Source organism: Natronoarchaeum sp. GCM10025703, from assembly GCF_042661985.1.
Classification (GTDB): Archaea; Halobacteriota; Halobacteria; order Halobacteriales; family Natronoarchaeaceae; genus Natranaeroarchaeum.
The window spans coordinates 641,489-665,661 of record NZ_JBHSZF010000001.1 but is presented as its reverse complement, the minus strand read 5'-3'; the positions used below and the strand labels follow the sequence as shown (position 1 = coordinate 665,661).

Annotated in this window: 16 protein-coding genes and 9 pseudogenes; 9 read left to right on the top strand and 16 right to left on the bottom strand. The window is 64.5% G+C overall.

Going from position 1 to position 24,173, the window contains the following annotated elements; translation table 11 throughout:
- Nucleotides 1-89: 89 nt before the first annotated feature.
- A pseudogene (locus ACFQH2_RS03655) lies at nt 90-1,147 on the top strand (TrmB family transcriptional regulator).
- On the opposite strand, the pseudogene pepF reads toward ACFQH2_RS03655, so the two are convergent.
- From pepF to ACFQH2_RS03630, 5 genes and pseudogenes are all read right to left on the bottom strand, one after another.
- Nucleotides 1,144-2,933, bottom strand: a pseudogene (gene pepF, locus ACFQH2_RS03650) (oligoendopeptidase F). The pseudogenes ACFQH2_RS03655 and pepF overlap by 4 nt on opposite strands.
- A gap of 64 nt (nt 2,934-2,997) precedes the next feature.
- A complete protein-coding gene (locus ACFQH2_RS03645) occupies nt 2,998-3,234 on the bottom strand; it encodes a hypothetical protein (RefSeq protein WP_377056919.1) in 237 nt (78 codons plus the stop codon).
- 45 nt (nt 3,235-3,279) lie between these two features.
- On the bottom strand, nt 3,280-4,137 hold the full coding sequence (gene truA, locus ACFQH2_RS03640) for a tRNA pseudouridine(38-40) synthase TruA (protein ID WP_377056917.1): 858 nt from the start codon (nt 4,135-4,137) through the stop codon (nt 3,280-3,282).
- A 39-nt stretch (nt 4,138-4,176) separates the two neighbouring features.
- Nucleotides 4,177-4,620 carry a TIGR00725 family protein gene (locus tag ACFQH2_RS03635; protein WP_377056915.1) on the bottom strand — a complete coding sequence of 148 codons (444 nt, stop codon included), beginning with the start codon at nt 4,618-4,620 and terminating at the stop codon, nt 4,177-4,179.
- Between the two features lie 50 nt (nt 4,621-4,670).
- A pseudogene (locus ACFQH2_RS03630) lies at nt 4,671-5,996 on the bottom strand (NADH:flavin oxidoreductase).
- A gap of 153 nt (nt 5,997-6,149) precedes the next feature.
- Between ACFQH2_RS03630 and ACFQH2_RS03625 the strand changes: the two are divergent.
- A pseudogene (locus ACFQH2_RS03625) lies at nt 6,150-7,978 on the top strand (heme-binding protein).
- A gap of 166 nt (nt 7,979-8,144) precedes the next feature.
- A pseudogene (locus ACFQH2_RS03620) lies at nt 8,145-9,496 on the top strand (metallophosphoesterase).
- On the opposite strand, the gene ACFQH2_RS03615 reads toward ACFQH2_RS03620, so the two are convergent.
- Nucleotides 9,493-9,969 carry a Tfx family DNA-binding protein gene (locus ACFQH2_RS03615; protein ID WP_377056905.1) on the bottom strand — a complete coding sequence of 159 codons (477 nt, stop codon included), beginning with the start codon at nt 9,967-9,969 and terminating at the stop codon, nt 9,493-9,495. The pseudogene ACFQH2_RS03620 and the gene ACFQH2_RS03615 sit on opposite strands and share 4 nt — an antisense overlap.
- A gap of 267 nt (nt 9,970-10,236) precedes the next feature.
- Between ACFQH2_RS03615 and ACFQH2_RS03610 the strand changes: the two are divergent.
- Nucleotides 10,237-10,931: pseudogene (locus ACFQH2_RS03610) on the top strand (SDR family NAD(P)-dependent oxidoreductase).
- A 163-nt stretch (nt 10,932-11,094) separates the two neighbouring features.
- Here ACFQH2_RS03610 and ACFQH2_RS03605 read toward each other — a convergent pair.
- On the bottom strand, nt 11,095-11,610 hold the full coding sequence (locus ACFQH2_RS03605) for a hypothetical protein (protein ID WP_377056901.1): 516 nt from the start codon (nt 11,608-11,610) through the stop codon (nt 11,095-11,097).
- 209 nt (nt 11,611-11,819) lie between these two features.
- On the opposite strand from ACFQH2_RS03605, the pseudogene ACFQH2_RS03600 reads away from it, so the two are divergent.
- Together ACFQH2_RS03600 and ACFQH2_RS03595 are read left to right on the top strand one after the other, a co-directional pair.
- Nucleotides 11,820-12,003, top strand: a pseudogene (locus ACFQH2_RS03600) (hypothetical protein).
- A complete protein-coding gene (locus ACFQH2_RS03595; RefSeq protein WP_377056897.1) occupies nt 12,000-12,239 on the top strand; it encodes a TrmB family transcriptional regulator in 240 nt (79 codons plus the stop codon). Before ACFQH2_RS03600 ends, ACFQH2_RS03595 begins: the two are co-directional and overlap by 4 nt.
- Nucleotides 12,240-12,334: 95 nt before the next feature.
- On the opposite strand, the pseudogene ppc reads toward ACFQH2_RS03595, so the two are convergent.
- The 8 genes and pseudogenes from ppc to ACFQH2_RS03555 all read right to left on the bottom strand — a co-directional run bounded on the left by ppc (nt 12,335) and on the right by ACFQH2_RS03555 (nt 20,260).
- Nucleotides 12,335-15,023: pseudogene (ppc, locus tag ACFQH2_RS03590) on the bottom strand (phosphoenolpyruvate carboxylase).
- Between the two features lie 115 nt (nt 15,024-15,138).
- Nucleotides 15,139-15,855 carry a hypothetical protein gene (locus ACFQH2_RS03585; protein ID WP_377076458.1) on the bottom strand — a complete coding sequence of 239 codons (717 nt, stop codon included), beginning with the start codon at nt 15,853-15,855 and terminating at the stop codon, nt 15,139-15,141.
- An 8-nt stretch (nt 15,856-15,863) separates the two neighbouring features.
- Nucleotides 15,864-16,457, bottom strand: a complete 594-nt coding sequence (locus ACFQH2_RS03580; RefSeq protein WP_377076457.1) for a hypothetical protein — start codon at nt 16,455-16,457, stop codon at nt 15,864-15,866.
- A gap of 80 nt (nt 16,458-16,537) precedes the next feature.
- Nucleotides 16,538-16,867 carry a transcription factor S gene (locus ACFQH2_RS03575; protein WP_377056891.1) on the bottom strand — a complete coding sequence of 110 codons (330 nt, stop codon included), beginning with the start codon at nt 16,865-16,867 and terminating at the stop codon, nt 16,538-16,540.
- 30 nt (nt 16,868-16,897) lie between these two features.
- Nucleotides 16,898-17,422 carry a hypothetical protein gene (locus ACFQH2_RS03570; RefSeq protein ID WP_377056889.1) on the bottom strand — a complete coding sequence of 175 codons (525 nt, stop codon included), beginning with the start codon at nt 17,420-17,422 and terminating at the stop codon, nt 16,898-16,900.
- Nucleotides 17,415-18,314: a hypothetical protein gene (locus tag ACFQH2_RS03565; protein WP_377056887.1), complete on the bottom strand. Its 900-nt coding sequence runs from the start codon at nt 18,312-18,314 to the stop codon at nt 17,415-17,417. Before ACFQH2_RS03565 ends, ACFQH2_RS03570 begins: the two co-directional genes overlap by 8 nt.
- 78 nt (nt 18,315-18,392) lie before the next feature.
- A pseudogene (locus tag ACFQH2_RS03560) lies at nt 18,393-19,228 on the bottom strand (RAD55 family ATPase).
- 24 nt (nt 19,229-19,252) lie between these two features.
- Nucleotides 19,253-20,260, bottom strand: coding sequence for a beta-ribofuranosylaminobenzene 5'-phosphate synthase family protein (locus ACFQH2_RS03555; RefSeq protein ID WP_377076456.1), 1,008 nt, complete (start codon nt 20,258-20,260; stop codon nt 19,253-19,255).
- A gap of 120 nt (nt 20,261-20,380) precedes the next feature.
- Between ACFQH2_RS03555 and ilvD the strand changes: the two genes are divergently transcribed.
- Nucleotides 20,381-22,105 (top strand): dihydroxy-acid dehydratase, encoded by a 1,725-nt coding sequence (ilvD, locus tag ACFQH2_RS03550; protein WP_377056881.1) that lies wholly within the window; start codon nt 20,381-20,383, stop codon nt 22,103-22,105.
- A gap of 27 nt (nt 22,106-22,132) precedes the next feature.
- Here the strand turns inward: ilvD and ACFQH2_RS03545 are convergent, their stop codons facing one another.
- The gene (locus tag ACFQH2_RS03545; RefSeq protein ID WP_377056879.1) at nt 22,133-22,543 is read right to left on the bottom strand and encodes a hypothetical protein; all 411 of its coding nucleotides are present in this window, start codon (nt 22,541-22,543) and stop codon (nt 22,133-22,135) included.
- 191 nt (nt 22,544-22,734) lie between these two features.
- On the opposite strand from ACFQH2_RS03545, the gene ACFQH2_RS03540 reads away from it, so the two are divergent.
- On the top strand, nt 22,735-23,526 hold the full coding sequence (locus tag ACFQH2_RS03540) for an SdpI family protein (RefSeq protein ID WP_377076455.1): 792 nt from the start codon (nt 22,735-22,737) through the stop codon (nt 23,524-23,526).
- Nucleotides 23,505-23,846: a 2Fe-2S iron-sulfur cluster-binding protein gene (locus ACFQH2_RS03535; RefSeq protein WP_377056875.1), complete on the top strand. Its 342-nt coding sequence runs from the start codon at nt 23,505-23,507 to the stop codon at nt 23,844-23,846. Before ACFQH2_RS03540 ends, ACFQH2_RS03535 begins: the two co-directional genes overlap by 22 nt.
- The last annotated feature ends 327 nt before the right edge of the window (nt 23,847-24,173 follow it).

The following is a 24,173-nucleotide window of genomic DNA, read 5'->3' as shown; positions in this document are numbered from 1 at the left end:
CAGACTGCCGGGCAGAGCGGGAGTGTTCGGCCGTTCGAGCGAGGCTCACATCTTTAAGTTGATTGATGAGCAAACACTTCACAGTTAATATGGATGAGAGGGGCCTCGGAGATCTGTTGGAACAGTTCGGTCTGTCCGAAAAGGAGATAGATACGTATCTCGCGATCCTCGAACGCGGTGAGGCGAAGGCGAGCGAGATCGCTGCCGAAGCGGACGTCTCGAAGCGATACGTCTACAGTATCAGCGAAGAGCTCGACGAACGCGGGTTCGTCGAAGTGAAAGACCACGAAGTACCGACGAAGATACGAGCAGTCCCGCCAGAGGACGTTATCGAGAAGCTCTCGGGGACGCTGGAGACGATGGAGCCCGAACTCGAACAGCGGTTCACGAGCACTGAAGAGGACATCAAGCAGTTCGAGGTGATCAAATCGCGCTCGACCGTGCTGAAACGGATCGAGACGCTACTCGAACGCGCTGAGGAGGAGGTGACGCTGATCCTCCCGCCGTCGCTGCTCTCGGCACTCCGATCCAAACTCGTCGAGACGGTCGACCGCAACGTGATGGTGTTGCTCCTGCTGAGCGGTCCCGAAGCCGAGGAGACGCCGGTCGAAGAGCTCGACGGCGTTGCCAGCGCGGTGCGGTCCTGGCAGGCGCGTGCACCCGCGATCATCACCGTCGACGCGCAGTTCGGGCTGATCGCGCCCAACGAGATGCTGACGGCGTCGAACAGCGACGCCAACGCCATCTCGCTCGTCCAGCGCCAGTTGGTGCCGGTCATCGTCGGCTCCTTCCTCGGCAACTACTGGCCGATCGCCAAGGAGCTCTACGTGGGCCAAGAGACCGAACTCCCGCGGACGTTCACGAGCTTCCGCCACGCCGTTCTGCAGGCCGCACTCCGGATGAATCAGGGCGAAGAACTCACGGCAACGGTCAAAGGCCGGACGGTGAGTTCGGAGGACGGACTCGAAACGCTGGAGGGGAGGTGGTCTCGGTGCGCCAGGGACTGGTCAAACCGGCGACAAACTCCTTCCCGGTCGAGAGCGCGTTCACCGTCGACGCCGACGGCGAACCCGTCTCCGTGGGCGGTAGCGGGGCGTTCATCGAGGACTTCGAGGCCGAAACGGTTCGCCTCTCGGTGGAGTCCTAGAGCAGCGCCTCGAACTCGTCGAGATGCTCGTCGTAGGTCGAGAGCGCCGCCTCGATCGGTTCGGATGAGGACATGTCGACGCCAGCATCGGCGAGCAGTTCGAGCGGGTACTCCCGGGAGCCACGTTCGAGGAACCCGTGATACCGGTCGACCGCTGGCTGACCCTCCTCGAGGATGTCGTTGGCGAGCGCGACGGCCGCGCTGATGCCCGTACTGTACTGGTAGACGTAGTACGCCCGGTAGAAGTGGGGGATCCGCATCCACTCGCGGCCGATCCGATCGTCGATCGCCGCTGGCTCGTAGAACTCCGCTTTGAGGTCGCCGTACAGGCTGTCGAGTCGGTCGGGGGTGAGCGCGCCGCCGTCCTCGACGATCTCGTGGGCCTGATGCTCGAAGTCGGCGAACATGGTCTGTCGGTACAGCGTCGAGCGGAACCGTTCGAGATACTCGTTGAGGATATGTCGACGGAACTGCGGGTCCTCGACCGTATCGAGCAGGTGGCGGGTGAGCAGTGACTCGTTGACCGTGCTCGCCACTTCCGCAGTAAAGATCTCGTAGCTACTGTAGACGTAGGGCTGGTTCTCGCTGGTAAACTGCGAGTGCATCGAGTGGCCGAGTTCGTGGGCCAGCGTGAACATCGAGGAGACGTCGTCCTGATAGTTCATCAGGATGAACGGCTGGGTGTCGTAGGTGCCGCCCGAGTAGGCACCGCTCTGTTTCCCGCGGTTCTCGTAGACGTCGACCCAGCGCGAGTCGAGCCCCTCCGCGACGCGGGACTGGTACTCCTCGCCCAGCGCGCCGAGTGCCTCGACGACGTGCTCGCGGGCGTCTTCGTACTCCAGCGTTGGGCTCTCTGTTTCCGTCATCGGCATGTACAGATCCCACATCTGGAGTTCGTCGACGTCCAGCGCGCGACGTTTGAGGTCGGCGTGGCGGTGGAGTTTGTCGAGGTTCTCGCGGACGGTGTCGACGAGGTTGTCGTACACGTCGACCGGAACGTTCGGGCCGTTCATCGCCGCCTCGCGGGCAGTCTCGTAGTTGCGTGCGCGAGCCAGTTTCACGTCGGCTTTCACGCTGTTGCGGTAGGACGTCGCCACCGTATTGCGGATCCCCTCCCACTCGTCGTAGAACTGCTCGTAGACCTCCCGACGGAACGCGCGGTCGGGGTCTTTCTGCAGGTTCGTGAAGTTCGCCAGCGAGATTTCGACGGCCTCCCCTCGGGATCTTCGACGGTCGGGAACTCCACATCGGCGTTCGTGAGGATGTTGTAGATCTCGCCGGACGCGCCGGTGACCTCGGAGAGATCGGCGAGCAGTCCCTCGATCTCGGCCGAGCGGGTGTGCTCGCGCATCCGCACCACGTCGTCGACGTAGTGCTCGTAGACCTCCAGATCGGGTTCGGACTCCAGCAGGGCATCGAGTTCGTCGTCGTCGAGCGACTGGAGTTCGGGTTCGAGAAAGCTCGACGCGCTCGACGCGTCGGCCGCAAGGGACTGCGAGCGAGTCGTCATCGCCTGATACTCCTGATCCCGGGTGTCCTCGTCGCGGCGCATTCGGGCGTACGCGGCGATCTGCTGAACCGCCCGCATCACCGACTCGTACAGTTCCAGAAACTCGAGTAACGTCTCCCCGTCCTCGGTGGCCTCACCCTCGTAGCTCGCCAGTTCGTCGACGCGCTCTTCGACTTCCTCGTAGGCTTCCTCCCAGTCCTCGTCGGTCGTATAGATGCTCTCCAGATCCCACTTGTACTCTGCATCGATCTCCGAGCGCTCCGGTACGGAACTCATTCTGGCCCGTAGTTCGGTGTGGGAGGGCAAAATCCTGTTGCCGAATCGGGGCTTTCAGATCGGTTCAGCGCCTCGTCCCCGCCGCCGTCTCGATAACTCGCGCCAGCCCGAGAACGGCGAGATACGTCGCGACGGCGAGCACGAGCGAGAACAGCAGCCAGCCGAACAGCGTCGTCCCGAGGCCCGGATCGAGAAAGAGTGGCTGGGCCAGCCGATAGCCGCCCATTGCGGCCAGCACGCCCGCCGTGATCCGGAGCGACCCGCGCCAGTACCGGCCGAACTCCTCGGGAGAGCGGTCCATGCCCCGGCCGAGGGCGCGGGGTCACTAAGACGTTCCCCTCCGGCGTTACTGTGGCCCGCCTCGACTCTCGCCACCGTCGGGCGCCGACCCGACCCCGCTTGCGAGGTGGCCGGCGACGCGCGCTCCGGTGGCCTGTTCGATGCGGGTCGCCTCGAACACCGTCCGGGCGCTCTCGACCGCATCGGCGTCGACGTCGAGAGAGAGGCCGTCCGGGACCGCCTCGCTCCCCGCGTACGAGACGTCTGTGAGCACCAGCGCCTGGGCCGGTGCGGGCGCGACGCCGTCAGGGCCATCGAGCGGCTCCTCGTCGAGCACGCGTTCGACGTCCGAAAGCGGGCGCTCGCCGGCCGCCACGGACGCGACGAGCGAGACGACCCGGCGGACGAGTTGTCGGCAGAAGCCGCTTGCAGTGAGCGTGAGGACGACGAAGGGGCCGTCGACGGTGAGTTCGGTGTCGAGGTCGCGGACCGTGCCGTCCGCGTCGGGCGTCAGGTTGTGGAAGTCGTGCCGGCCCGAGAGGGCGTCGAGAGCGTCCCGTGCCATCTCGACGTCGGACTCGGGCGCGTGCAGATGGTAGGTGTAGCGGCGCTCTGTCGCGTGATGAGTGGCGTGAAACCCCTCGGGGGTCGACGCACTCGCCCACGCCCGGACCTCGGCCGGGAGTTCGCTGTTGAACGCTCTCGGGGAGAGCCAACCGGGAGCCTCGAACGCGATGGTCTGGGCGAGCGCAGAGACGCCCGCGTCGGTGCGCCCGGCCGCGGCGTATCCCGGCGGTTTCTCGCCCGAGAAGGCGTCGAGCGTGCGCAGGGCGTCGAAGAGGTCGTCCTCGACGGTCGGCACGTCAGGCTGGCGTTGAAAGCCGTAGTAGGGCCGGCCATCGTAGGCGATCCGGTAGGCTCGCATGGAGTGACCGTTGGCGTGGCCGGGATTTACGCGCTGGGATTACCGACCCGCCAACTCGACGTGATCGACCGCTTCCGCGGGCGTCTCGACTGCCTCGACGCCGTCGACGTCGTGCGTGTCGAGTCCCGCGACTGGCCGCCCCGTATCCAGCGCGTGGGCGATCTCCGAGAGCGTCCCCGTGCTCCCGTCGACCGCGACCGCGGCGTCACCGTTCAGGACGACCAGGACGTTTCGGGCGTTCCCCAGCCCCGTCGCAATCGGCGTCGTGACGTACTGGTTGGCTTCCCCGCGGTCCTCGCCCGGCAGGATCCCGATGGTCTCGCCGCCCTCGTCGTGTGCGCCGCGACAGGCCGCCTCCATGACGCCACCCAGGCCGCCACAGACGACCGTGTGTCCCCGCTTGGCGATGACTCTCCCGAGCCGTCTGGCCGTCTCGTACTCCGCATCTTCGACCGTCCCGCCGCCGATGACGCTGACTCGCATAGCTGTCGCTTTCCGGCGGAGACGGAAACCTTCTCTCCCGGAGTCGAACGCTACGACTCCTCGCGCTCGTAGGCCCCTTGCTGCTGTAACTCGCCGTGTCGCCGCAGTATCTCGGGCGTCCGGCAGACGCCGGGCGCGCCGGTGGCCTGCGGAACGGTGCAGTTGTTACAGCTCTCACAGAGTACGCGCGAGGACGCATCGGCGTCGAGCAGACGCGCAGCGAGTCGCGGTTCGGCGTAAAACGGGCGGGCCATCCCGACGGCGTCACAGGCTGGTTGGCCCCCGTTCGCGCCGAGCAACCGATCCATCTGTCCGCGCTCGCGGATACCCCCTCGGCGAGGACGGGGCTGTCGACACGCTCGCGGACGCGCCGGCAGAACGTCTCGTTCCAGGCCGGTTCGAACTCGAAGCGGCGGGCCTGCAAGCGATTGAGCGCGGCGACGGCGCGGGCCCGATACCGGCTTCCGAACGCCTCGGCGTAGCCGTCCTGGAACCCCTCCATCCCCCACGCGCGGTCGGGATACTCCCCGCGGACGATGCTCATGTCCCAGAACGTCGACGTGACGACGGGGACGAACGCGTCGAAGCCGATGGCGTCGAGGCGGGCCGCGATATCGACGCCGTCGTCGAGCGAGAGATGGCGGCGGACCGCGCGGGGCGCGGCGGTCTCGGCCGGGACTTTGGTGAGAATCGGCACGTCTCCGGCGCGCTCGCGGATCTCGTCGTAGACGAGTTCGAGAAAGCGCGTCCGCGCGGCGAGCGAGCCACCGAACTCGTCGTCCCGCCGGTTGTAAAACGGCGAGAGGAATTGCTGGATGATCCCCATGTTCGCACCGGCGAGATGGATCGCATCGTAGCCGGCATCGACCGCGTAGCCGGCCGAACGGCCGAAGTCCGCCGCGAGGTCGTAGACCTGCTCGGTCGTCATCAGATCGGGGTCGTAAGCGACCACGCCCAGCCGGTCGAGCGCGCGGAGTTGCCAGGGCGGCCGCGAGACGGCCAGTTGGGTGAGGTCCGGGTTGGCGGCCCGGTAGCCCGCGTGCCAGGTCTCCATGCTCCGCAGACCGCCGTACTCTAGCTGGATGGCGATGGTCGCGCCGTGGTCGTGGATCCGCTCGGTGAGCGCGGAGAGGTCGTCGACGAACGCCGGGTCGTGGACCCGGGTCATCCCCGGCGCGGCACACCCCCTCCGGCCGGACGATAGTCGCTCCCTGACAGAGCAGGCCGAGACCCGAGGCCGCGCCGGGTTCGAGATCCGCGATCAGCGTTTCGACGGCATCGGGACCGTTGCCCGCACATTCGAGCAAGGGCGCTCGGTACAGCCGGTTCGGGACGGTGAGGTCGCCGATTTGTAGTGGATCCTCGAGCCGCGACATGAGCCGTACTATCGGCGCGGAGGGCTTCAACCCACGGGCAGATCGCCCGGCGAAGTCGACGCCGACTCGGACGGCGAGGAGCGATGCAGAGGGCCAACCGCCAAACGGCGACGGTTGGCAAACCCCTTAACGACGCCGTCCTAACGCCCGCATATGGACACGCGAGAACCGCCACAGACCGACGAGGGCTGGTACGTACTGCACGATCTGCGGACGATCGACTGGGACGCCTGGAACGAGGCCGCGCCGGGCGAGCGCGACCGCGCACTCGAAGCGGGCATCGAGTATCTGGAAGCGGCAGAAGCCGTCGACGACGCCGACGAGGGAGCCTCGGCAGTGTTCACTATTCTCGGCCACGAGGCCGACCTCATGCTGCTCCATCTGCGCCCGACACTGGCCGACCTCGACACTCTGGAGCGCACGTTCGAGTCGACGGCATTCGCCCGCTTTACCGAGCACACTGGCTCGTATCTCTCCGTCACGGAGGCCTCCGGCTACACCGGCGCGGAGGCGTACTTCGACCCCGACCAGGAGGCCGATCCGGGCATCAAAAACTACATTCAGTCGCGTCTGCACCCGGACCTGCCGGACGCCGAGTTCGTCAGTTTCTATCCGATGGACAAACGCCGCGATCCGGAGTACAACTGGTACGATCTGTCCTTCGAGGACCGTTCGGAGCTGATGTCCGGCCACGGCGACATCGGCCGCAGTTACGCGGGCAAAGTGAGCCAGATCATCTCCGGCAGCGTCGGCCTCGACGACTTCGAGTGGGGCGTCACGCTGTTTGCCGACGATCCGACGGACGTCAAGGACCTGCTCTACGAGATGCGTTTCGACCCCTCCACCTCGCGGTACGCCGAGTTCGGCCAGTTCTACTCTGGGCGGCGGTTCAGCCCGGCCGACCTCGACGCCGTACTGGCCGGAGAGCCCGTAAGCGTGGACGACGACGGCGAGACTGCAGTGAGCGACGACCGGGCCGCGACCCCCGAGGATGCCGAGACGGACCATGCCAACGGGTCGACTGACGACCACCTGCCCGCCGAACTCGACCGACTCGGCGTCACCTTCGACGAATCGGAGGGTACCGTACTGGTCGTCTACTCGGACGCACCGACCGACGAGATCCAGTCGGAGGTCGACGGCCTTCGCAGTAACTTCGAGCATTACGACTCGCATCTCGGCACCGAGGTCGTGGATGATGGCGAGGAGACGGCCGTCGTCAGCGGCTGGGAGACCGATCGGGCCGCCGGCATCGCCAGCGGCTTCCTCGAAGAGCTACCGGACGCCACCGGCTATCTGCAGGGTACTCTCGACGGGAGCGAAAACGAGTTCCACCAGATCGGCGAGGCCAGTGAGGGAGACGACCACGGCGAGACCGGGGAGGCTGACGACGAGAACGCCGCCGGCATCCGCGACGAACTCGATGACCACGGCATCTACGCCGGACAGCCCCACGGCGAGGACGTCTATGCGCTGGTGCTTTACTCCGCGGCCGGCGTCGATGAACTCCGCGAGGAAGTCCAGAGCCTGAGCGACGGCTTCGACCGCTACGACACGCACATCAAGACGGCAGTCTACACCAGCGAGGGCGTGAACCCGGCGGTCGTCAGCATCTGGGAGACCGAAGACGCGGCCGATACCGCGAGCGACTACCTTTCCGACCTCCCCGAAATCGTCCGGCAGGCTGGCGACGATGCCGAGACGTTCGGGACGATGGGGATGTTCTACACCGTAAAGCCGGACTACAAAGAGGACTTCGTCGAGAAGTTCGATACCGTCGGCGACCTGCTCGCAGAGATGGAGGGCCACCGCCAGACGGACCTCTATGCGAACGTCGAGGACGACTGTGACATGTTCATCGCAGCAGGTGGGACTCGAAAGACGACTGCATGGAGTTCTTCCGGAGCGACGCCTTCAGCGACACCGTCGACTGGGGCCGTGACGTGCTGGTCGACCGGCCACGCCACGTCTTCCTGGCGTAGACCGACCCAGTGCGTTTTTGATCGAATCGGGTGGGCGATCCGAATGCTCCGGGCAGCATCTCTGGATATCCTCGGATCGCAGGGCTCAGCACACCGGATCGACGTAACTGTCGCCACTCGATGGTCAAGAACAACCCATTTGTATACAGGAACCGAACTTCCCCCGATGACTGACGATTCTGATGACCGGAAATACTACGTCATCAGTGACCTCCACATCGGCGGCGACGAGCAGCTGAGGAGGTCGATTATCTCGACGAGCTACTCGCGTTTTTGAAGCGACTAGAGCAGGCCGACGAGGACGCCGAACTGATAATCAACGGCGACGCGTTCGGGCTCTGGGAGATCACGGGCGTCGACGGCATCGAGAAGTTCGACGTGCTCGAAACGAACTACCCCGACCTGTTCGAGCAGTTGCGAGCGACCGGCGAGACGATGCCGATCACGCTGCTTCCGGGGAACCACGATCACGAACTCGCCGCCCACGAGGAGTACGTCGACCGGTTGGCCGAGTACAACGTCACGCTCGAACAGACGCTCTCGACGACGCGGCCGGTGGGCGACCGCACCATCTACTTCGAGCACGGCCACCAGCAGGACCCGAACAACCGGATCGAGGACTTCGGCAACCCACACGCTACGCCGCTCGGGTACTTCTACAACACCCACGTCACAAGCCGGGCCGGCAAGCTTTCGAACCGCGGCCGGTTCAACTGGCTCAAGGACGTCCAGGCGGTGACGCCGACCGAACGGATGCCCAACTGGCTCGTCTCGAAGTACTTCTATCGCGAGATGAACCCCTTCCTGCGGTACGCCGTCATCCCATTCCTGTTGCTGTTCAACATCAGTGCGATCCTCGCGGTGCTTGCGGGACTCGATCTGGCCGGTATCTGGTCGTTCCCCGTCGACTGGAGCCAGGCGATGCTCGGCCAGTTCGGGCAGGCCGGGACCGCAGTCTACCTCCTGCTCTGGGTGAATGCAGTGGTCGCCGGACTCCTGTTGCTGGTCGGTATCCCGCTGTATATCTTCGTCCGGGACGCCAGACAGACAGTCGATCGCTTCGGCGTCTTCGAGACGCCGCTTACCGTCGATCCCGAGAAGCCGTACAAAAGCGCCGCACGGGAGGTTTTCGAGGAAAAGCCGGAGACAGCCGTCTACTGTTACGGGCACACCCACCGCCCGAAGGCCAACGAGGTGGACGGACGCCTGCTCGTCAACACCGGTACCTGGCTCAAGCGCCTCCATCGCCGTGACGTCGTCGCGGGGATCCTCCCACCCGTCTTCGCACCGAGCTATCAGCTCTGTGTCGTCGAGATCGAGGCCACTGAGGAAGGGGTCACCGTCGAGTACGAGGAGATCGAAAAGCCCGATCCGACGAAGGAAGAACTCACCTTCACCGAGCGATTACTCACCTGGAGCAGAGAACCGAACCCGGAACTTCCGGACCCGCCCGTCGTAACCGAGGAGGTGGCGACGCACTCCGAACCCGCCGAGCAACCGACGAGCGACGTACGCTAATCCGACTCTTCGCGCACCATCTCCGGAGACCGGACGCGGATCTCACCACTCGTAGTGACGCTAACAACCAAGTCTGCGGCGACCTGTCGCCCCGTCACCGCCTCCCCTGCGGCGTCGCTGACCGCCTTCATCAGGTCCGGTGCGGAGTCGGTGACTTTGACGCCAGCCTCGTCACAGGCCTCGTAAACGCGGTCTGGCACGTCGTACAGATCCGTCCCGGCGTCGATCTGTACTCGCACCGGTGCGCGGAGCGCCTCGGCGAACGCGATGGTTTCACGGGCCTTGCTGATGTTCTCGCGGCCGCTCGACTCGATACTGGAGACGTTCGCCCGCGAGGTACCCAGTCGGTCAGCGATCTCGGACTGTGAGAGGCCCCGCTCGCGGAGCGCGAGCACCTCTGCCTGCCGGCGCGTGAGTACGCTCGTGTCCTCGTCGAACCCGATGCTATCGAGCAGTTGCTCGCGCTCGCTCATCGCACTGGCTCGCCTCCTCTACCGCGTCCGTTGGTTGCGGGTGGACCGCTGTACGGCGCCATCGTCCGTGCTTCGACCCGCAGTCGCAAAAAAGCACCTCCACGAGTGAGCGGTGTCAACCGCCTCGGGGTCAAGTCGTTCGAGAATCTCCGATTCTCGTGATCACGGAAATCTTCGATTTCCGGACGACCCCGTGGCATCCGCCTCGTACCGCCTGTGAACTGCCGTAGGGGCCACGTTTAGGAGTTCTCACTCCTAACGGCAGATATGGACGAATCCACCGTAGTAGTGACCGGAGCGACGAGCGGAATCGGTAACGCAGTCGCCACTGCCTGTGGCGAGAACGGGGCCTACGTCGTGGCGTGCGCTCGCGACGGCGACGATGTCGCCGAGGTCGTCGGCGAAATCGAGGCCACAGGCGGTACGGCGACTGGCGTCCGGGCCGACGTCCGCGATGAGTTCGACGTCGAGCGATTGCTGAGACGGCCGCGCGAGTCGGAGAGGACGGCGTCGACTACGTCTTTCCGATCGCCGGAGTCTTCCACGGAGAACCCGGTGAGACACCGATCGACGAGGAGGCCTACTCGACCTACGACGACCATCTCCGGACGAACGCCCGCGGCGTCTTTGCAACGATTACGGAAGCACTCCCGCACCTGACCGACGATGCCCGGATGATCGTCCCCACGGGATCGGTTGCCCGCGAGGCGACGGAGGGCATCGGTTCGTACGCCGTATCGAAGGCGACGGCGGAAGCCATCGCCCGGGCGTTTTCGGTCGATATCGAGCAGACCGTCGGCTGTGTCGATCCGGGACAGGTCGCAACCGATCTGTCGGGGCCCGGCGGCCGCGACCCGGAAGACGTCGCGCCGATGTTTCTGTGGGCGGCGACCGACGCCGATCCGGAGGAACTGAACGGTGCGGTCCTCGGTCTCCGCGAGTGGAAAATGGCGACCCGGTGAGCCGGTTCGGCGACGGGCCAAGAGTGTGGTGACCGTAGTTCAGACCAACAAAACGAACGCGTCGGATGGAGAGTGTTCCACCCGGCGAAAGCGGCCCACCGGCGAGCAATCAGGCACCCCCAGTAAGCAGTTACATCACCAGTGAGCAATCGGCACCGATCAACTACAGCTCTCGCTCGCTGTCGGGGTTATCGAGTTCCCAGAGATACTCCGGCAGGAACGCGTCGAGTTCCTCGATCACACGGCGCTCGCTGACGTTCAGGCCCTCACAGTGTTCGTGAGCGGAGTCGCGGATATCCACGTAGAGGTCGCCGTCTTCGAGCGTGACGGAGAGGGGGAACACCGAACAGCGCGCCGGCTTCCAGTCGTGTTCGTCGTGGAGCGCACAGAGACCGTCCTCGCGCAGGAAGTAACAGGCCGCGCCGTCGTCGGCGACGTGCTCGTCACGGTCTTTCTCCTCGCGCCGGACGAAGTCGTGGCCCTGAAACTGGGTCGTCGACTCGTTGAGACTCTCGCGCTCGGCGAGTTCGAGGAAGTCCTTGTCGTACAGGAGGACGCCGTGCTGACAGCACCAGGTACACTCGTCGACGCACTCGAAGGTGAGGTCGGGGTCGAACTCGACGATCACCTCTCGGTCGGGATATACTTCGACACGCTCGCCCGCTTGGTCGGTCGACACTGACACAGCGTTCGGGCGGCGCGTGTAAAAGCGCGACGCCTCGGGTGGTATGAGAGCCTTTCCCTGTTGTGACCCCTGTCTGTATCCAGCCAGTACTCCCCATACGTAAAGAATTACACTGGTAATTATACACGTACTAGGTCAACCTATTCATATTATACATTCAGACCTAAGTTTATATTCGAGTTTCCCGTCAGCAGTAGATAGACATGAGCCAGACCGCCACCACAACGTGGACTGACCCCTCGTGCTGTCCGTTCTGCGATTCGGATTTGGCCGACCCCGGAGCGGGATTCATCGACCACATCCACACCAGCCCCGAGTGCCAGACCGAGTTCAGAAATGTGGCGCTCGAATATCGCCGGCGATATGGGAGGCGAGTGGAGCGGATGAGTCTCCAGCGCCCAGCGGCGAGAAACCAGACGCCCGAAGCCGAGCCACTCCCGGCGGAGCTCGAGACTCCAACGGCCAAACTCGTCTATATGACGCTCGACGGCGACGTTCCCTACACCGTCGACGAACTGAGCGAGCGACTCGGCATGCAAAAACTCGTCCTGTTCGAGACGCTTCGGACGCTCGAATCGAAAGGGCTCGTCGACACTGACGACGGGTGCTGTACGGCGCTGTAGCCGAGAGAACCCCTTCGAGCGGTCGGTGCATCACCGTCTTTTCACAGGTACGTTCCGATCAAGCAAGAACAAAAATCAGCGACTGCGTCGGAGCGCTATCCGGTGTTTTTCATCCCTGCCGCGATCCCCTTGACCGTCAGGCGCAGGGTTCGTTCCTCCAGATCCGTGCGGTGGGTCTGGGAGAGCAGGTGCGTCTGGAGCAGGTTGAGCGGATCGACGTAGGGGTTACGCCGGTCCAGACTCTTGCGGAGCCAGTCGCGATCGATCGTGTGACTGCGGCCGGCGATCTCCAGCACGAGGTCGGAAACACGCTCGTACTCCTCGGTGATGCGGGGGAAGAACTGCTCTTTGAGTTCGGGATCCGCGAGGTCGGCGTACTCGGCGGCGATGTTCATGTCGGTCCGGCCGACCGCCATCGCAGCGTTGTCGAGCATCGTCTGGAAGAACGGCCACTCGTCGTACATCTCCTGAAGCGTCTCGATGTCGCCGCCATCTTCGAGGTAGGCGTCGATCGCGGTCGCAAGCGAGTACCATCCCGGCAGGATACAGCGGGCCTGCGTCCACGAGAACACCCACGGGATCGCCCGCAGGTCCTCGACCTTGCGCTCGCCCGAACGGGAGGCCGGGCGAGAGCCGAGGTTCAGGTTCTCGATGACGCCGATGGGGGTCGCCTGTCCGAAGTACTCGACGAAGCCGTCGGTATCGAGGAGGTCGCGATACTCCTCACGGGCAGCGTTGGCCATCAGCCCCATCGCCTCGATCCACTCCTCTTCGACGTCCTCTCGGGGCTGCTGGAGGGATCGCTTGCGGGCACGCAGTTGCGCGTTGAGCATCTGCTCGATGTTCCGCTCGGCGATGCGCGGGTTGGAGTACTTCTCGGCGATCGCTTCGCCCTGCTCGGTGAACTTGACCTGCCCCGTCACGGTACTGTTTGGTAGCGCGAGCAACGCGTCGTTCATCGGTCCGCCACCACGGGAGATCGAACCGCCGCGGCCGTGGAACAGCCGCATCGTAACATCGAAGTCGTCACAGATCTCGCCGAGGTGGATCTGGTTCTCGTACAGCAACCAGTTCGCGGCGAGGAAGCCGTTCTCCTTGTTCGAGTCGGAGTAGGCCAGCATGATCTCCTGGGTGTGGTTCCGAGCCTCCAGCACCTGCGTGTAGGCCTCGTTCTCGAACAACGTCCCCATTATGTCCCGAGCGCCCGAAAGCGCGCTCTCGGTTTCGAGCAGCGGGACGATATCGAGTCCACAGTGACCGGGCAGTTCGATGACATCGGCCTGATCGGCGAGGAACAGCACTTCGAGCACGTGGCTCGGCTCCTCGGTCATCGAGATGGCGTAGGTGTCGATTGCCTGGATCCCGAACTCCTCCTGCCAGTCAGCCAGACAGTCGAACCGTTCGAGGACGCGCGCCGCAGTGTCCGAGACGCCCTCCTGGTTCGACACGTCGACGACGCGTTCGTCCTGCAGGACGGACTCGGTGAGCACCTCGAGGCGCTCGCCTTCGTCCATCGACTCGTAGTCGATACCTTCGCGGGCGAGCGCCTCGGTGACGGTCTCGGTGTGCTGTTGCTGGTGGTCTCGCAGATCCAGGCTGGCCAGCGTGAAGCCGAACGTATCGACCTGTCGCGCCAGCGGGTCGATGTAGGCTTCGGCGACGGAGTTGGCACCGTTCGCGCGCAGGCTCTCGGCGATGACTGCCAGGTCCTCTTCGAGTTCGGAGACGTCATCGTAGCCGCCGGGTCGGACGTCGCCGACACGGTTGAGTCGCTCGCGCATGAGCTTTAGCTTCTGGCGGTACGGCTCGTTCGGATAGCGCTCCTCGACCTCTTCGGTGATGCCGGGGAGACGTTCGCGGTCGACCGCGAGGGACTTCTCGAAGCGTTCGCCGACGGCGATCCGGGTGCCGTCCTGGCTGAGCACGCGCGAGAGACTCTTTAGCTGGTCGCGGTACCGGCCCAGTACGACCCGGCGCTGGCGCTCTAGGGTGTTCGTCGTGACCTCGGGCGTCACGAAGGGGTTGCCGTCGCGGTCGCTCCCGGCCCACGAGCGGAACTCCACGAGTTTCGGGACGTCTATCTCCTCACCGAGTTCGGCCTCGAAGGCGTCTTCGAGTTCGTCGTACACTTCGCCGACGATGTCGAACAAGGTGTTCTCGAGATACCACTGGACGTTGCGAGCCTCGTCCTCGGGTTCGGGCCGCCGGTCGCGGACCTGCGGCGTCTGCCAGAGGCTGGTCACCTCGGCGTCGATGTCGCGTTCGACCTGGCCTTTCTCCTTGTTGGTGAGTCGGCGCTCGTCGAGCGTTTCGAGGTGGTTCGAGACCGATCGAAGCTTCGATTTGACGGTCTTTCGCCGGGCCTCGGTCGGGTGAGCGGTGAACGTCGGCTCGATGAGCACGTCGTCGAGGACCTGTTGCATCATCTCGTCGTCAGCTCGTCAGCTCCTCGGCGGCCGTTTCCAGGCTGTCTTCGAGGTCCTCCTCGTGAGAGCCGGTACGGATCGCCCGGACGCGTTCCCGCTCCTCGGCGAGGTTGATCAGCTCGAAGTAGGTCGTGAAGGCTCGGGCGACGATGCTCTCGCGTTCGGGGGTCAACCCGTTGAGCTCCTCGTGAAGCGTTTCGCGCGAGTCTAACTCACCATCTCGGTAATCGATAGCGGACGTACGGAGCGTCTCTACAGTCTCGAAGGCTTCCCGGGACGTCTGGTTCTCCAGAACGTCGCCGAGCAGTGCACCGAGTTCCCGCACGTCCTGTCGGACGTCCCTGTCGTGCAATCGCATATCTCACGCATATCCCCCCGCTGATTAAAACGCTCCGGAACTCACCAACGATTTGATGGATATGCAACTGGTTGCCGAATAAGCAACAAAAAAAGATACTAGTCGTGAGACGCAGTCAGGCTTCGAGGATGTAGCGGTTCAGCAGAGCGTTGAGTTTCTCCTCGCGGCCGGACTCGGGATGGGGAACGTCGTTGTCGAGGGTGTACTCCTCGAGGTCGGCGAGGTCGACGTCGCCGTCGACGATCCGCTGGCCGATGCCTTCGTCGTAGCTGCTGTAGCGGTCCTCGACGAACTCTTCGAGTTCTCCGCTCTCTTTGAGTGCGTGGGCCGCTTCGAGCGCACGAGCGTAGGTGTCCATGCCGGTGATGTGGCCGTGGACGAGGTCGACAGGCTCGAAGGACTCACGTCGTAGCTTCGCATCGAAGTTGATTCCGCCCGGCGAGATGCCGCCGTCCTGCAGGAGCTCGTACATCGCGAGCGTGTGATCGCGGAGGCTGAATGGGAACTCGTCGGTGTCCCAGCCGACCAGTTTGTCGCCCTGATTGGCGTCGATGCTGCCGAGGATGTCGTTGGTTCGCGCGTAGCGCAGTTCGTGGGCGAACGGTCGGTCGGCGAGCGTCGCGTGGTTGGTCTCGATGTTGAGCGTGAACCGATCGTCCAGATCGTACTTCTGGAGGAACGCGTGGATCGTCGCCGCGTCGTGGTCGTACTGGAACTTCATCGGCTCTTTGGGCTTGGGTTCGAGCATCAGCTGACCCTCGAAGCCGATGTCGTCGGCGTGGTCCGCGACCATCGTCAGGAAGCGAGCGACGTTGTCCTGTTCGAGGCCCATATCGGTGTTCAGGAGCGTCTTGTAGCCTTCACGGCCGCCCCAGAGGCAGAACCCTTCGCCACCCAGCTCGTTGGTGACTTCAGCGCCTTCTTGACCTGTGCGCCGGCGTGGGCGAAGACGTCCGCGCTCGGCGAACTCGCCGCACCGACTGCGTACTTGGGTTCGGCGAACAGCTCTGCGGAGCCGAAGAGGACGCCGATGCCCGTCTCGTCGATCTTCTCTTTGATCAGCGGGACGATCTCGTCGAGGTACTCGTTGGACTCCTCGATGCTGTCACCGCGCGGGGCGAGGTCCCGGTCGTGGTAACAGAAGTACTCGATGCCGAGCTTGTCGAGAAGCTCGAAGTTGGCCTCGATCCGTGCACGGGACTTCTCCATCGGATCTTCGATATCATCCCAGGGCCGCTGCATGGTCGGCGCACCGAACGGGTCCGAGCCGTCGCCGGTAAACGCGTGCCAGAAGGAGACTGCAAATCGCAGGTGTTCCTTCATCGTCTTGTCGCCGACATGTTTGTCGGGGTCGTAGTAATCGAACGCAAGCTCCTCGTCGGAGTCGGGGCCCTGATACTCGATATCCGGGACCTCCGGGAAGTATTCGGTCATACAATTACACAAATTCGTCGTCCGCCCTTATAAGATGTGGTAATTTTACTTCAAAATGAGAATGGGGGTTGTGAGGGCACTCAGTTGTACTCACGCCAGCGATGGCCGCATTCCTTGCACTTGAAAAAGCGCGTCGGCGGTTCGTCCGCGGAGCCGGTCTGTTTGATCGTGTACCAGGCCACGTTGTGGCCGCACTCGTCACAGTGGACGTCAGACCGGGTCGGTTTTCCCTCGAACTCCGCACCCTCCTCGGTCTCGATCAGTTCGTCGCCGCTCTGCTCGGTCGTCGAGACGAACTCCGCCGCCAGTTCCGCGTCCTGCTCGTCGGTCGCGCCGCAGTCGTCGTTCGAGCAGACCATCCGGTCGCCCGTAGAGCGCATCATCGAACCGCACTCGTCACAGAACTGCATACCAGAGACTACGGCGAGCGCCCGGAAAAGCTACTCGCCTTCGGGATCGAACTCGCCGACTGCGATGTCTTCGGCGACTTTCGGGCAGTTCCGGACCGTGAACTGCTCGACGTCGACCATGTCGACGATGTCGGTGCCCTCGTGGGCGCAGGCCACCTCCGGTGGTTCGGAGAAGTACTCACAGCGTTCGCAGTACGTCGACGTCGCGACGACGTGCTCTACGGTTTCGAGATCACGCTCGATCGAGATCCCGCCGGTTTCTAACTCCTCCCAGACGAGGTCACTGTCGAGGTCGCCGACGTTCTCGGAGACGAACAGGTCGTCGTACTCGCCCTCGTCGTGGTCGTCGCTTCGTCGCCCGACCTTCGCGGCGAGTTCCCCGAGTGGTGCCTCACTGTCGGTGTCGCCAGTACTGTGATCGGTCCCCTCCTCGCTGTCCGGCCGAGTTACGGGCAGGTCGTCGTGGGGTTCGGGCGGCAGGTCGTCTCTGGACTCGGGCGGCAGGTCCTCGTTGGATTCCTCCGACTCCTCGTCGCTCTCAGTCGAGTCACGCATCGGCGTCACCTGGCGGTTCCCACTCCGGGGCGGCCCGCTCGCTCTCGGTCTCGAAGGCGTCGTCTATCTCCTCGGCGAGTTCGTCCGAGACGCCGACGGCTTCGGTGAGTGCGGGAGGATCGCCGGTTTCGAGGGTGTTCGCGTTGAAAAACCGCTTGCCCGGTGAGACGTCGACGAACCGCTCCATACACTGCGGACAGTTCGGTCGCGTCAGCAGGCCGAGATCGACCGACGCCGAGCAGGCCGCACAGTCGGCCGTCCGGATCCCCTGCTGGTTGGCGGCGCGTTTCAGTTCGTCGACACCGTCGCGTCTTGCTCGCTCGGCCGCGACCGCCTCGACCTCGGAGCGGAGTTCGATCACTGCCCGCGCGAGCACGTCGAGACGGCGCTCGGCGGTCTCGGTCTCCTCGGTAAGATAGGTGAGAATCTCCTCGTAGTTCTCGAAGCCGGTCGAAAGCGAGTTCTCGACCTCGTCGATGCGCTCGCCAGCCGACTGGGCCCGGCGCTCGGCCGCCACGACGCGCTGTTCGGCTTCGTCGAGCCGACTCAGAAGCTCCCCGTGGTCGTGATCATCGGCTGCCTTCGCGTCGGTTTCGCGTTTGAGTTGGATCACACGCTTGCGAACGTCCTCGATCAGGTCGCGGACCGTGTCGTCGAGCGTGTCGAGTCGCGTATCCAGTTCACCCTCGGTGACTGCTCGCCCCTCACCCGACGCATCCGCCGGGTCGACTGGGGTGTCGCCTGCCGAGAGCTGTCGGTGTGCGGCGAGGAGTCGTCGGGCGACGGTGTCGGCGTCGTCGTCGGTCCCGGCTGCTACCTCCTCTAGCCAGTCGTACACGTCCCCGGAGAGGTCGATCGTCGCCTTCTCGCCTCTCGAATCCTCGCTCGCCATTCACCTCCACTTGTTAAAGCAGCGTCTTAATAGTTCGGTGGCGCGATACGAATAGTTCAGCGATATGTCGTTTCGGGATTATCGGATCTTCCGCACGTCGCTGATGTCGAACCCACTGTCGCCGATATCGGTCTCGAACCGGACGATGTTCTCGTCTTCGAGGCGGGAGAGCACGCCCCGGAACTGCTTGACGACCATCGTTCGGTCGCGCTCGCTCCCGCCGCTCTCCCACTCGAACATGAAGGTCCCATCCGTCGCGGCCATCAGTCGGCCGAGTTCGGTGTCCGAGAGGGTATCGAGCGTGACGAGCAGGAGGATCAGGCCGTCCCACTGGTTTGCCGCCTTCTTCAGTCCCTTCAGCAGGAGGGTGATGTCCGTCCAGTCCATCACCGTCCCCGACGCGCTGATCAGGTCGGTCACCGAGTCGATCACGACAAGGCTCCCCTCGGCGTGTTCGTTCAGATAATCACCCATCGCGTCGAGCACGTCGTCGGTGTCGGTATCCTGCCCGAGCGAGGTGATGCTCCGGGTCCGCTCGGAGTACCACTCCGGTGGCACCGGACTCAACTGGAAGTACTCCGTCGAGAAGTCCTGAAAGTCGATCGGCTCCGTTCCGCTCTCGACCAGTTCGGATTCGAGCGTATAGCCCATCTCCTCGACGAGCGGCGACTCCGCAGTCGTAAAGAGAGATAGCGGATCTCGTCGGGCAGTTCGGCCTGGTCGTCGAGGTCCCCGTAGTACAGATCGAACAGATCCTCGTCGGAGCGAGCAAGCCCGTTCATGACAGCGCTGGTGTAGATGAACTCCCGGGCGCCAGCCCCGACCTCGCCGGCCAACAACACGACGCTTCCCGAGGGTGCGCCGCCGCCGATCGTCCTGTCGAACCGCGAGATACCGAACGGGATGCGCGACATACCTGCATCTCTCCCTCCGCTGTGTTAGGCATTACGCCAACTGGCCGTCGATCGTCGCCCCCGGTTCCGCGGCGCGGCAATCAGCACCTCGCCGTCGACGTCGGCCACGTCGAGTGCGTCTCGACCGGCCGCCCGTGCGCTCTCGACGGCGTCGACGTCGGTGAGACCGTAGACGGTCGGGCCCCACGAGGACTGTCCGACGCCGTCCAGCACCGGATGTGTCCGGAGTGCCTCGACGATGCGCCCGACCGGCGGCCGGAAGACCCCACCCTGCGCGTCGGTGTACCACGCGCCGTTAAGTCGCCCGATTTCCGCGACAGCAGCACCGAACTCGCGGCGACGCCCCATCGCGGCCGCCGGCAACAGGCGGCGCGTCAGTACGGCGCTGATCTCGTCTGCCAGCGACGGATCCGCCGACTCGACCACCGAGCGCATGCTGGCCTCCTCGTCGTCGCCGTTCCGGCCCGGTTCGGCGTCGGGGAGGACGAGGACGAACCGCCAGTCCTCGGGGAGTTCGTGGCGGGCAGTCACTGGCGGCACGGTCCACTCGCCGTCGGCCGGCCGATCCGTCGTGAACTGGCTGGTCGGGTGGCCGCCGTCGACCAGGAAGCCGCCGGACTCGAAGCCCGCAACGCCGATACCGCTTCGCCCGCCCCGACCCAGCGCCGGCGCCGCCTCCCGGACATCGACCGACCGCTCGTGGGCGGCCGCCGTCGCGGCGTAGACGGCGAGGGCGAGTTGCGTTCCGCTGCCCAGACCGACGTGGCGCGGCAGTCGCTCGCGGACAGTGATCGCCACGCCGTCGACGTCGAGCAGCGTGGTCGCGCGCTCGGCGTATGACTCGACAGTCCGCCGGAACGACGTCTCGGAGCCCGTTTCGTCCGTGACGGTGACGCCGACAGCGGGATCACCTTCCACGACGAGTCGGGGAAAATCGAGCGTCGCGCCGATACCGCCGTAGAGTCGGGCGTGCACGAGCGAGAGGTTCCCGAAGCCGAAATGTAGCCGCGCCGCCGTCCGTACCGTCGTCATGCGTCGGGGTATACACCGCGCTGGGATGGGCGTTTCGACACCGGACAGGCGGCAGGCAAGCGGGCGGCCGAAGACGTTCGGATATAGTGACTTAAGGCCCCCGGGACGAACCTACTGGGTATGAGCAAGGAAACCACGGGCGGCGAAAAGGACCCCGACCTTCCGAGCAGTGAAGTGACGGAAGGGGTCGAGCGAGCGCCCCACCGCGCGATGTTCCGTGCGATGGGCTACGACGACGACGATCTGTCGGCACCGATGGTCGGCGTGGCGAACCCGGCGGCGGATATCACGCCGTGTAACGTCCACCTCGACGACGTGGCCGAGAGCGCGTACGACGCCATCGACGAGGCCGACGGGATGCCGATCGAGTTCGGCACGATCACGATCAGCGACGCGATTTCGATGGGTACCGAGGGAATGAAGGCCTCCCTGACCTCCCGCGAGGTCATCGCCGACTCGGCCGAACTGGTCGCCTTTGGCGAGCGGATGGACGGCCTCGTGACCATCGGTGGTTGCGACAAGAACATGCCCGGGATGATGATGGCGATGATCCGCACCGATCTCCCCTCTGTCTTCCTCTACGGCGGTTCGATCATGCCAGGCCATCACGATGGCCGCGAGGTGACGATCCAGAACGTCTTCGAGGGCGTCGGCGCGGTCGCCCAGGGCGAGATGAGCGAGGACGAACTCGACGAGATGGAGCGCAACGCCTGCCCCGGTGCTGGCTCCTGTGGCGGAATGTTCACCGCGAACACGATGGCCTCGATCAGCGAGGCGCTCGGCTTCGCGCCGCTGGGGAGCGCAAGCGCCCCCGCCGAGGCCGATAGCCGCTACGATATCGCCCGCGAGACCGGCGAACTCGCCGTCGAAGTCGTCGAGGAACAACGCAAACCGTCGGACTACCTCACCAAGGACTCCTTCAAGAACGCCATTGCACTGCAGGTCGCGGTCGGTGGCTCGACCAACGCCGTGCTCCATCTGCTCGCACTGGCCGCGGAGGCGGGTATCGACCTCGATATCGAGGAGTTCGACGAGATTAGCCGCAAGACGCCGAAGATCGCAGACCTCCAGCCGGGCGGCGAAAAGGTCATGAACGACCTCCACGAGGTCGGCGGCGTCCCGGTCGTCCTCAACGCGCTCCACGAGGCTGGTTTGCTACACAGCGACGCGCTGACGGTCACCGGCAACACCATCGGCGAGGAACTCGACGCGATGGATCTCCCCTCGATGGAGGAACTCGACGTCGACTATCTCTACTCCGTCGACGAACCGAAAAACGAACAGGGTGCGATCCGCATCCTCACCGGCAATCTCGCGCCCGACGGCGCGGTGCTCAAAGTCACGGGCGAGGAGGACCTCCGCCACGAGGGCCCCGCCCGCGTCTTCGAGAACGAGGAAGAGGCCATGAAGTACGTCCAGGAGGGCCACGTCGAGTCCGGCGACGCCATCTGCATCCGAAACGAGGGGCCACAGGGCGGCCCCGGCATGCGCGAGATGCTCGGCGTCACGAGCGCGGTCGCCGGTCAGGGCCACGCCGAGGACGTCGCGCTCTTTACTGACGGGCGCTTCTCCGGCGCGACGCGCGGCTTCTCGATCGGTCACGTCGCCCCCGAGGCGGCGGTCGACGGCCCGATCGCCGCTCTCGAAGACGGCGACATCGTCACCATCGACGTCGAGGAGCGAACCCTCGCCTTCGACGTCTCCGAGGAAGAGATCGACCGCCGCCTCGACGAACGCGAGGAACCCGAACCCAACTACACCAACGGCGTTATGGCCAAATACGGCCAGCTATTCGGCTCGGCGGCCAACGGCGCGGTGACGAACCCCGGCGCGAAAGACGACTAGCGACGCCGCGATTCCTCCATCAGTTCCTTACCGGATTCGGACGTCGAGACACGTCTCCGCGTCCGGGTCGGCGAAGCGATACCGAACCGGACGCCTATCGACGTCGAACAGGCGAACCGTAACGACTAGCCGGCGACCGTCCGAGAGCGTCGCACGGCAGACCGGGCCGACACTGGTCACCACCAGATACGGCGGTGCCGGAACCGGTGTCCCGGCCACCGACTCGTCGATTGCCGCCGCCCCGGTGTGGAGCATCGCCAGCAACTCCCCTCGCAGTTTCCGTTTGCCGATCAGTGCGTTGAGTGGGCGGGAGACGGCGGCTGACTCGGAGACGTCCTCCTGCGGTAGCGCACGCGCGACGGTCTGCCCGCTGTCGATCACGGCCTCAATCGTCTCTCCGTGGGTGTCGAGGAGGCGACGCCGAACGGCACCGTCCATCGCTGATCGTGCGTGCTTTTGATGGCTGATCTTACAAATACCCGGTTCGACCATCCACACCCATCTGGCGGAGACTAAAGACCAGGCGGCGGAAGCCGGAGCCAGATCTTGATGTCCGACACTTCCGGAGCGAGCTGCACACCCTCCGTCCAGCAACCCGTTTTATGTTGGCCGGTGGACTACTGTTGCTCATGAATACGGTCCACCGCTTCGCCATAGCTGCCGGACTGGTCCTCGTCGCGGCGATTGCGAGCCTCCTCGCCGCACCGGAGCTCCCCGACCAGCTCATCACCAACTGGGACGCCGCGGGCGAGCCCAACGGAACGATGTCGACGACGACGGGACTGTGGCTCATTCCCGGGATAACGGCCGGACTCCTCGTGCTGTTCGCCCTCGTGCCGCGGATCGACCCGCTCCGGGAGAACATCGCGGCCTTCCGGGCGTACTACGACTGGTTCGTCGTGGTGTTTAGTGCGTACATGACGCTAGTCCACGCCGGAATTCTCGCGTTCAACCTCGGCTACGAGTTCGACTTCACGCTGGTCATACTCGCCGGGACGGTCCCGCTGTTCTACTACGTCGGTGTCGTCCTCGAACAGGCCAAGCGCAACTGGTTCATCGGCATCCGGACGCCCTGGACGCTGAGCGACGACGAGGTCTGGAACCGGACGAACGCGCTCGGAGCCACGCTGTTCAAACTCACCGCGCTCGTGACGCTGATCGGACTCGTGGTCGGCTACGCGAGTGGACAGGGCGAGTACGCGCTGTACGCCGTGCTGGTCCCGTCGCTCCTGACCGCTTTCGGCACTGTCGCGTACTCGTACTACCTGTATCGGGAGCTGACGAGGCGGGCACGTCCAGCGAAGTCGGGCTCTGAGGGAACGACGGACTCGTCGGTGGCGTCTCACGCACCGGTGAGTAGCCCGATAGCCTCAGGTTGGACGAGTCCCAACTCGAACTCATGGAGAAGACGATTCCGGTAACGGTCGTTTCCGGAGCGGAGGAGACGACCATCCAGGTCGAACCCGGCGCAAATCTGCGCGATGCACTGCTGGAGCGCGATTTTCCGGTCTACGGGACGGTTTCGCAGTACGCCAACTGCGGCGGTCGGGGGCTCTGTTCGACCTGTACTGTCGAGGTCGACCCAGCGCCGGAGCCGACGCACTGGCACGACGCTGCTGCGGTCCGCTTCGGCTATCCCCGCCTCTCCTGCTGTATCGACGTCGAGGAGCCGATGCGGGTCAGACTACTGGACAAGCACGTCTGGGGACAGGTGTTTCCGCGACAGTTGAGCGAGGAGTGAGGTGGAAGATAGTGGTCGAGGGCACGATGGGAGTGAGTGAACGCCACGCGTTCACGAACATCGGCTGACGTAGTCAGCCGGGAGTGAGCAAACCCGGAGGGTTTGCGATCTACATCGTGCCCGTGAACGACTGAAAGGAGTGAACGGGCACGATGGGATTCAGAACCGGAGCGAGACTCGCTTCGCTCGTCTCGCAGGGCTCGAATCACTGAGCCGCTTCACTTGTCGCGTCCGCTCGTCGCAGAAGTACGGGCACGATGGGATTCGAACCACGCCCGAGAACCTGCGCTCCGCGCAGAACCTCGGTCTAGTTCGATTCCCTGAGCC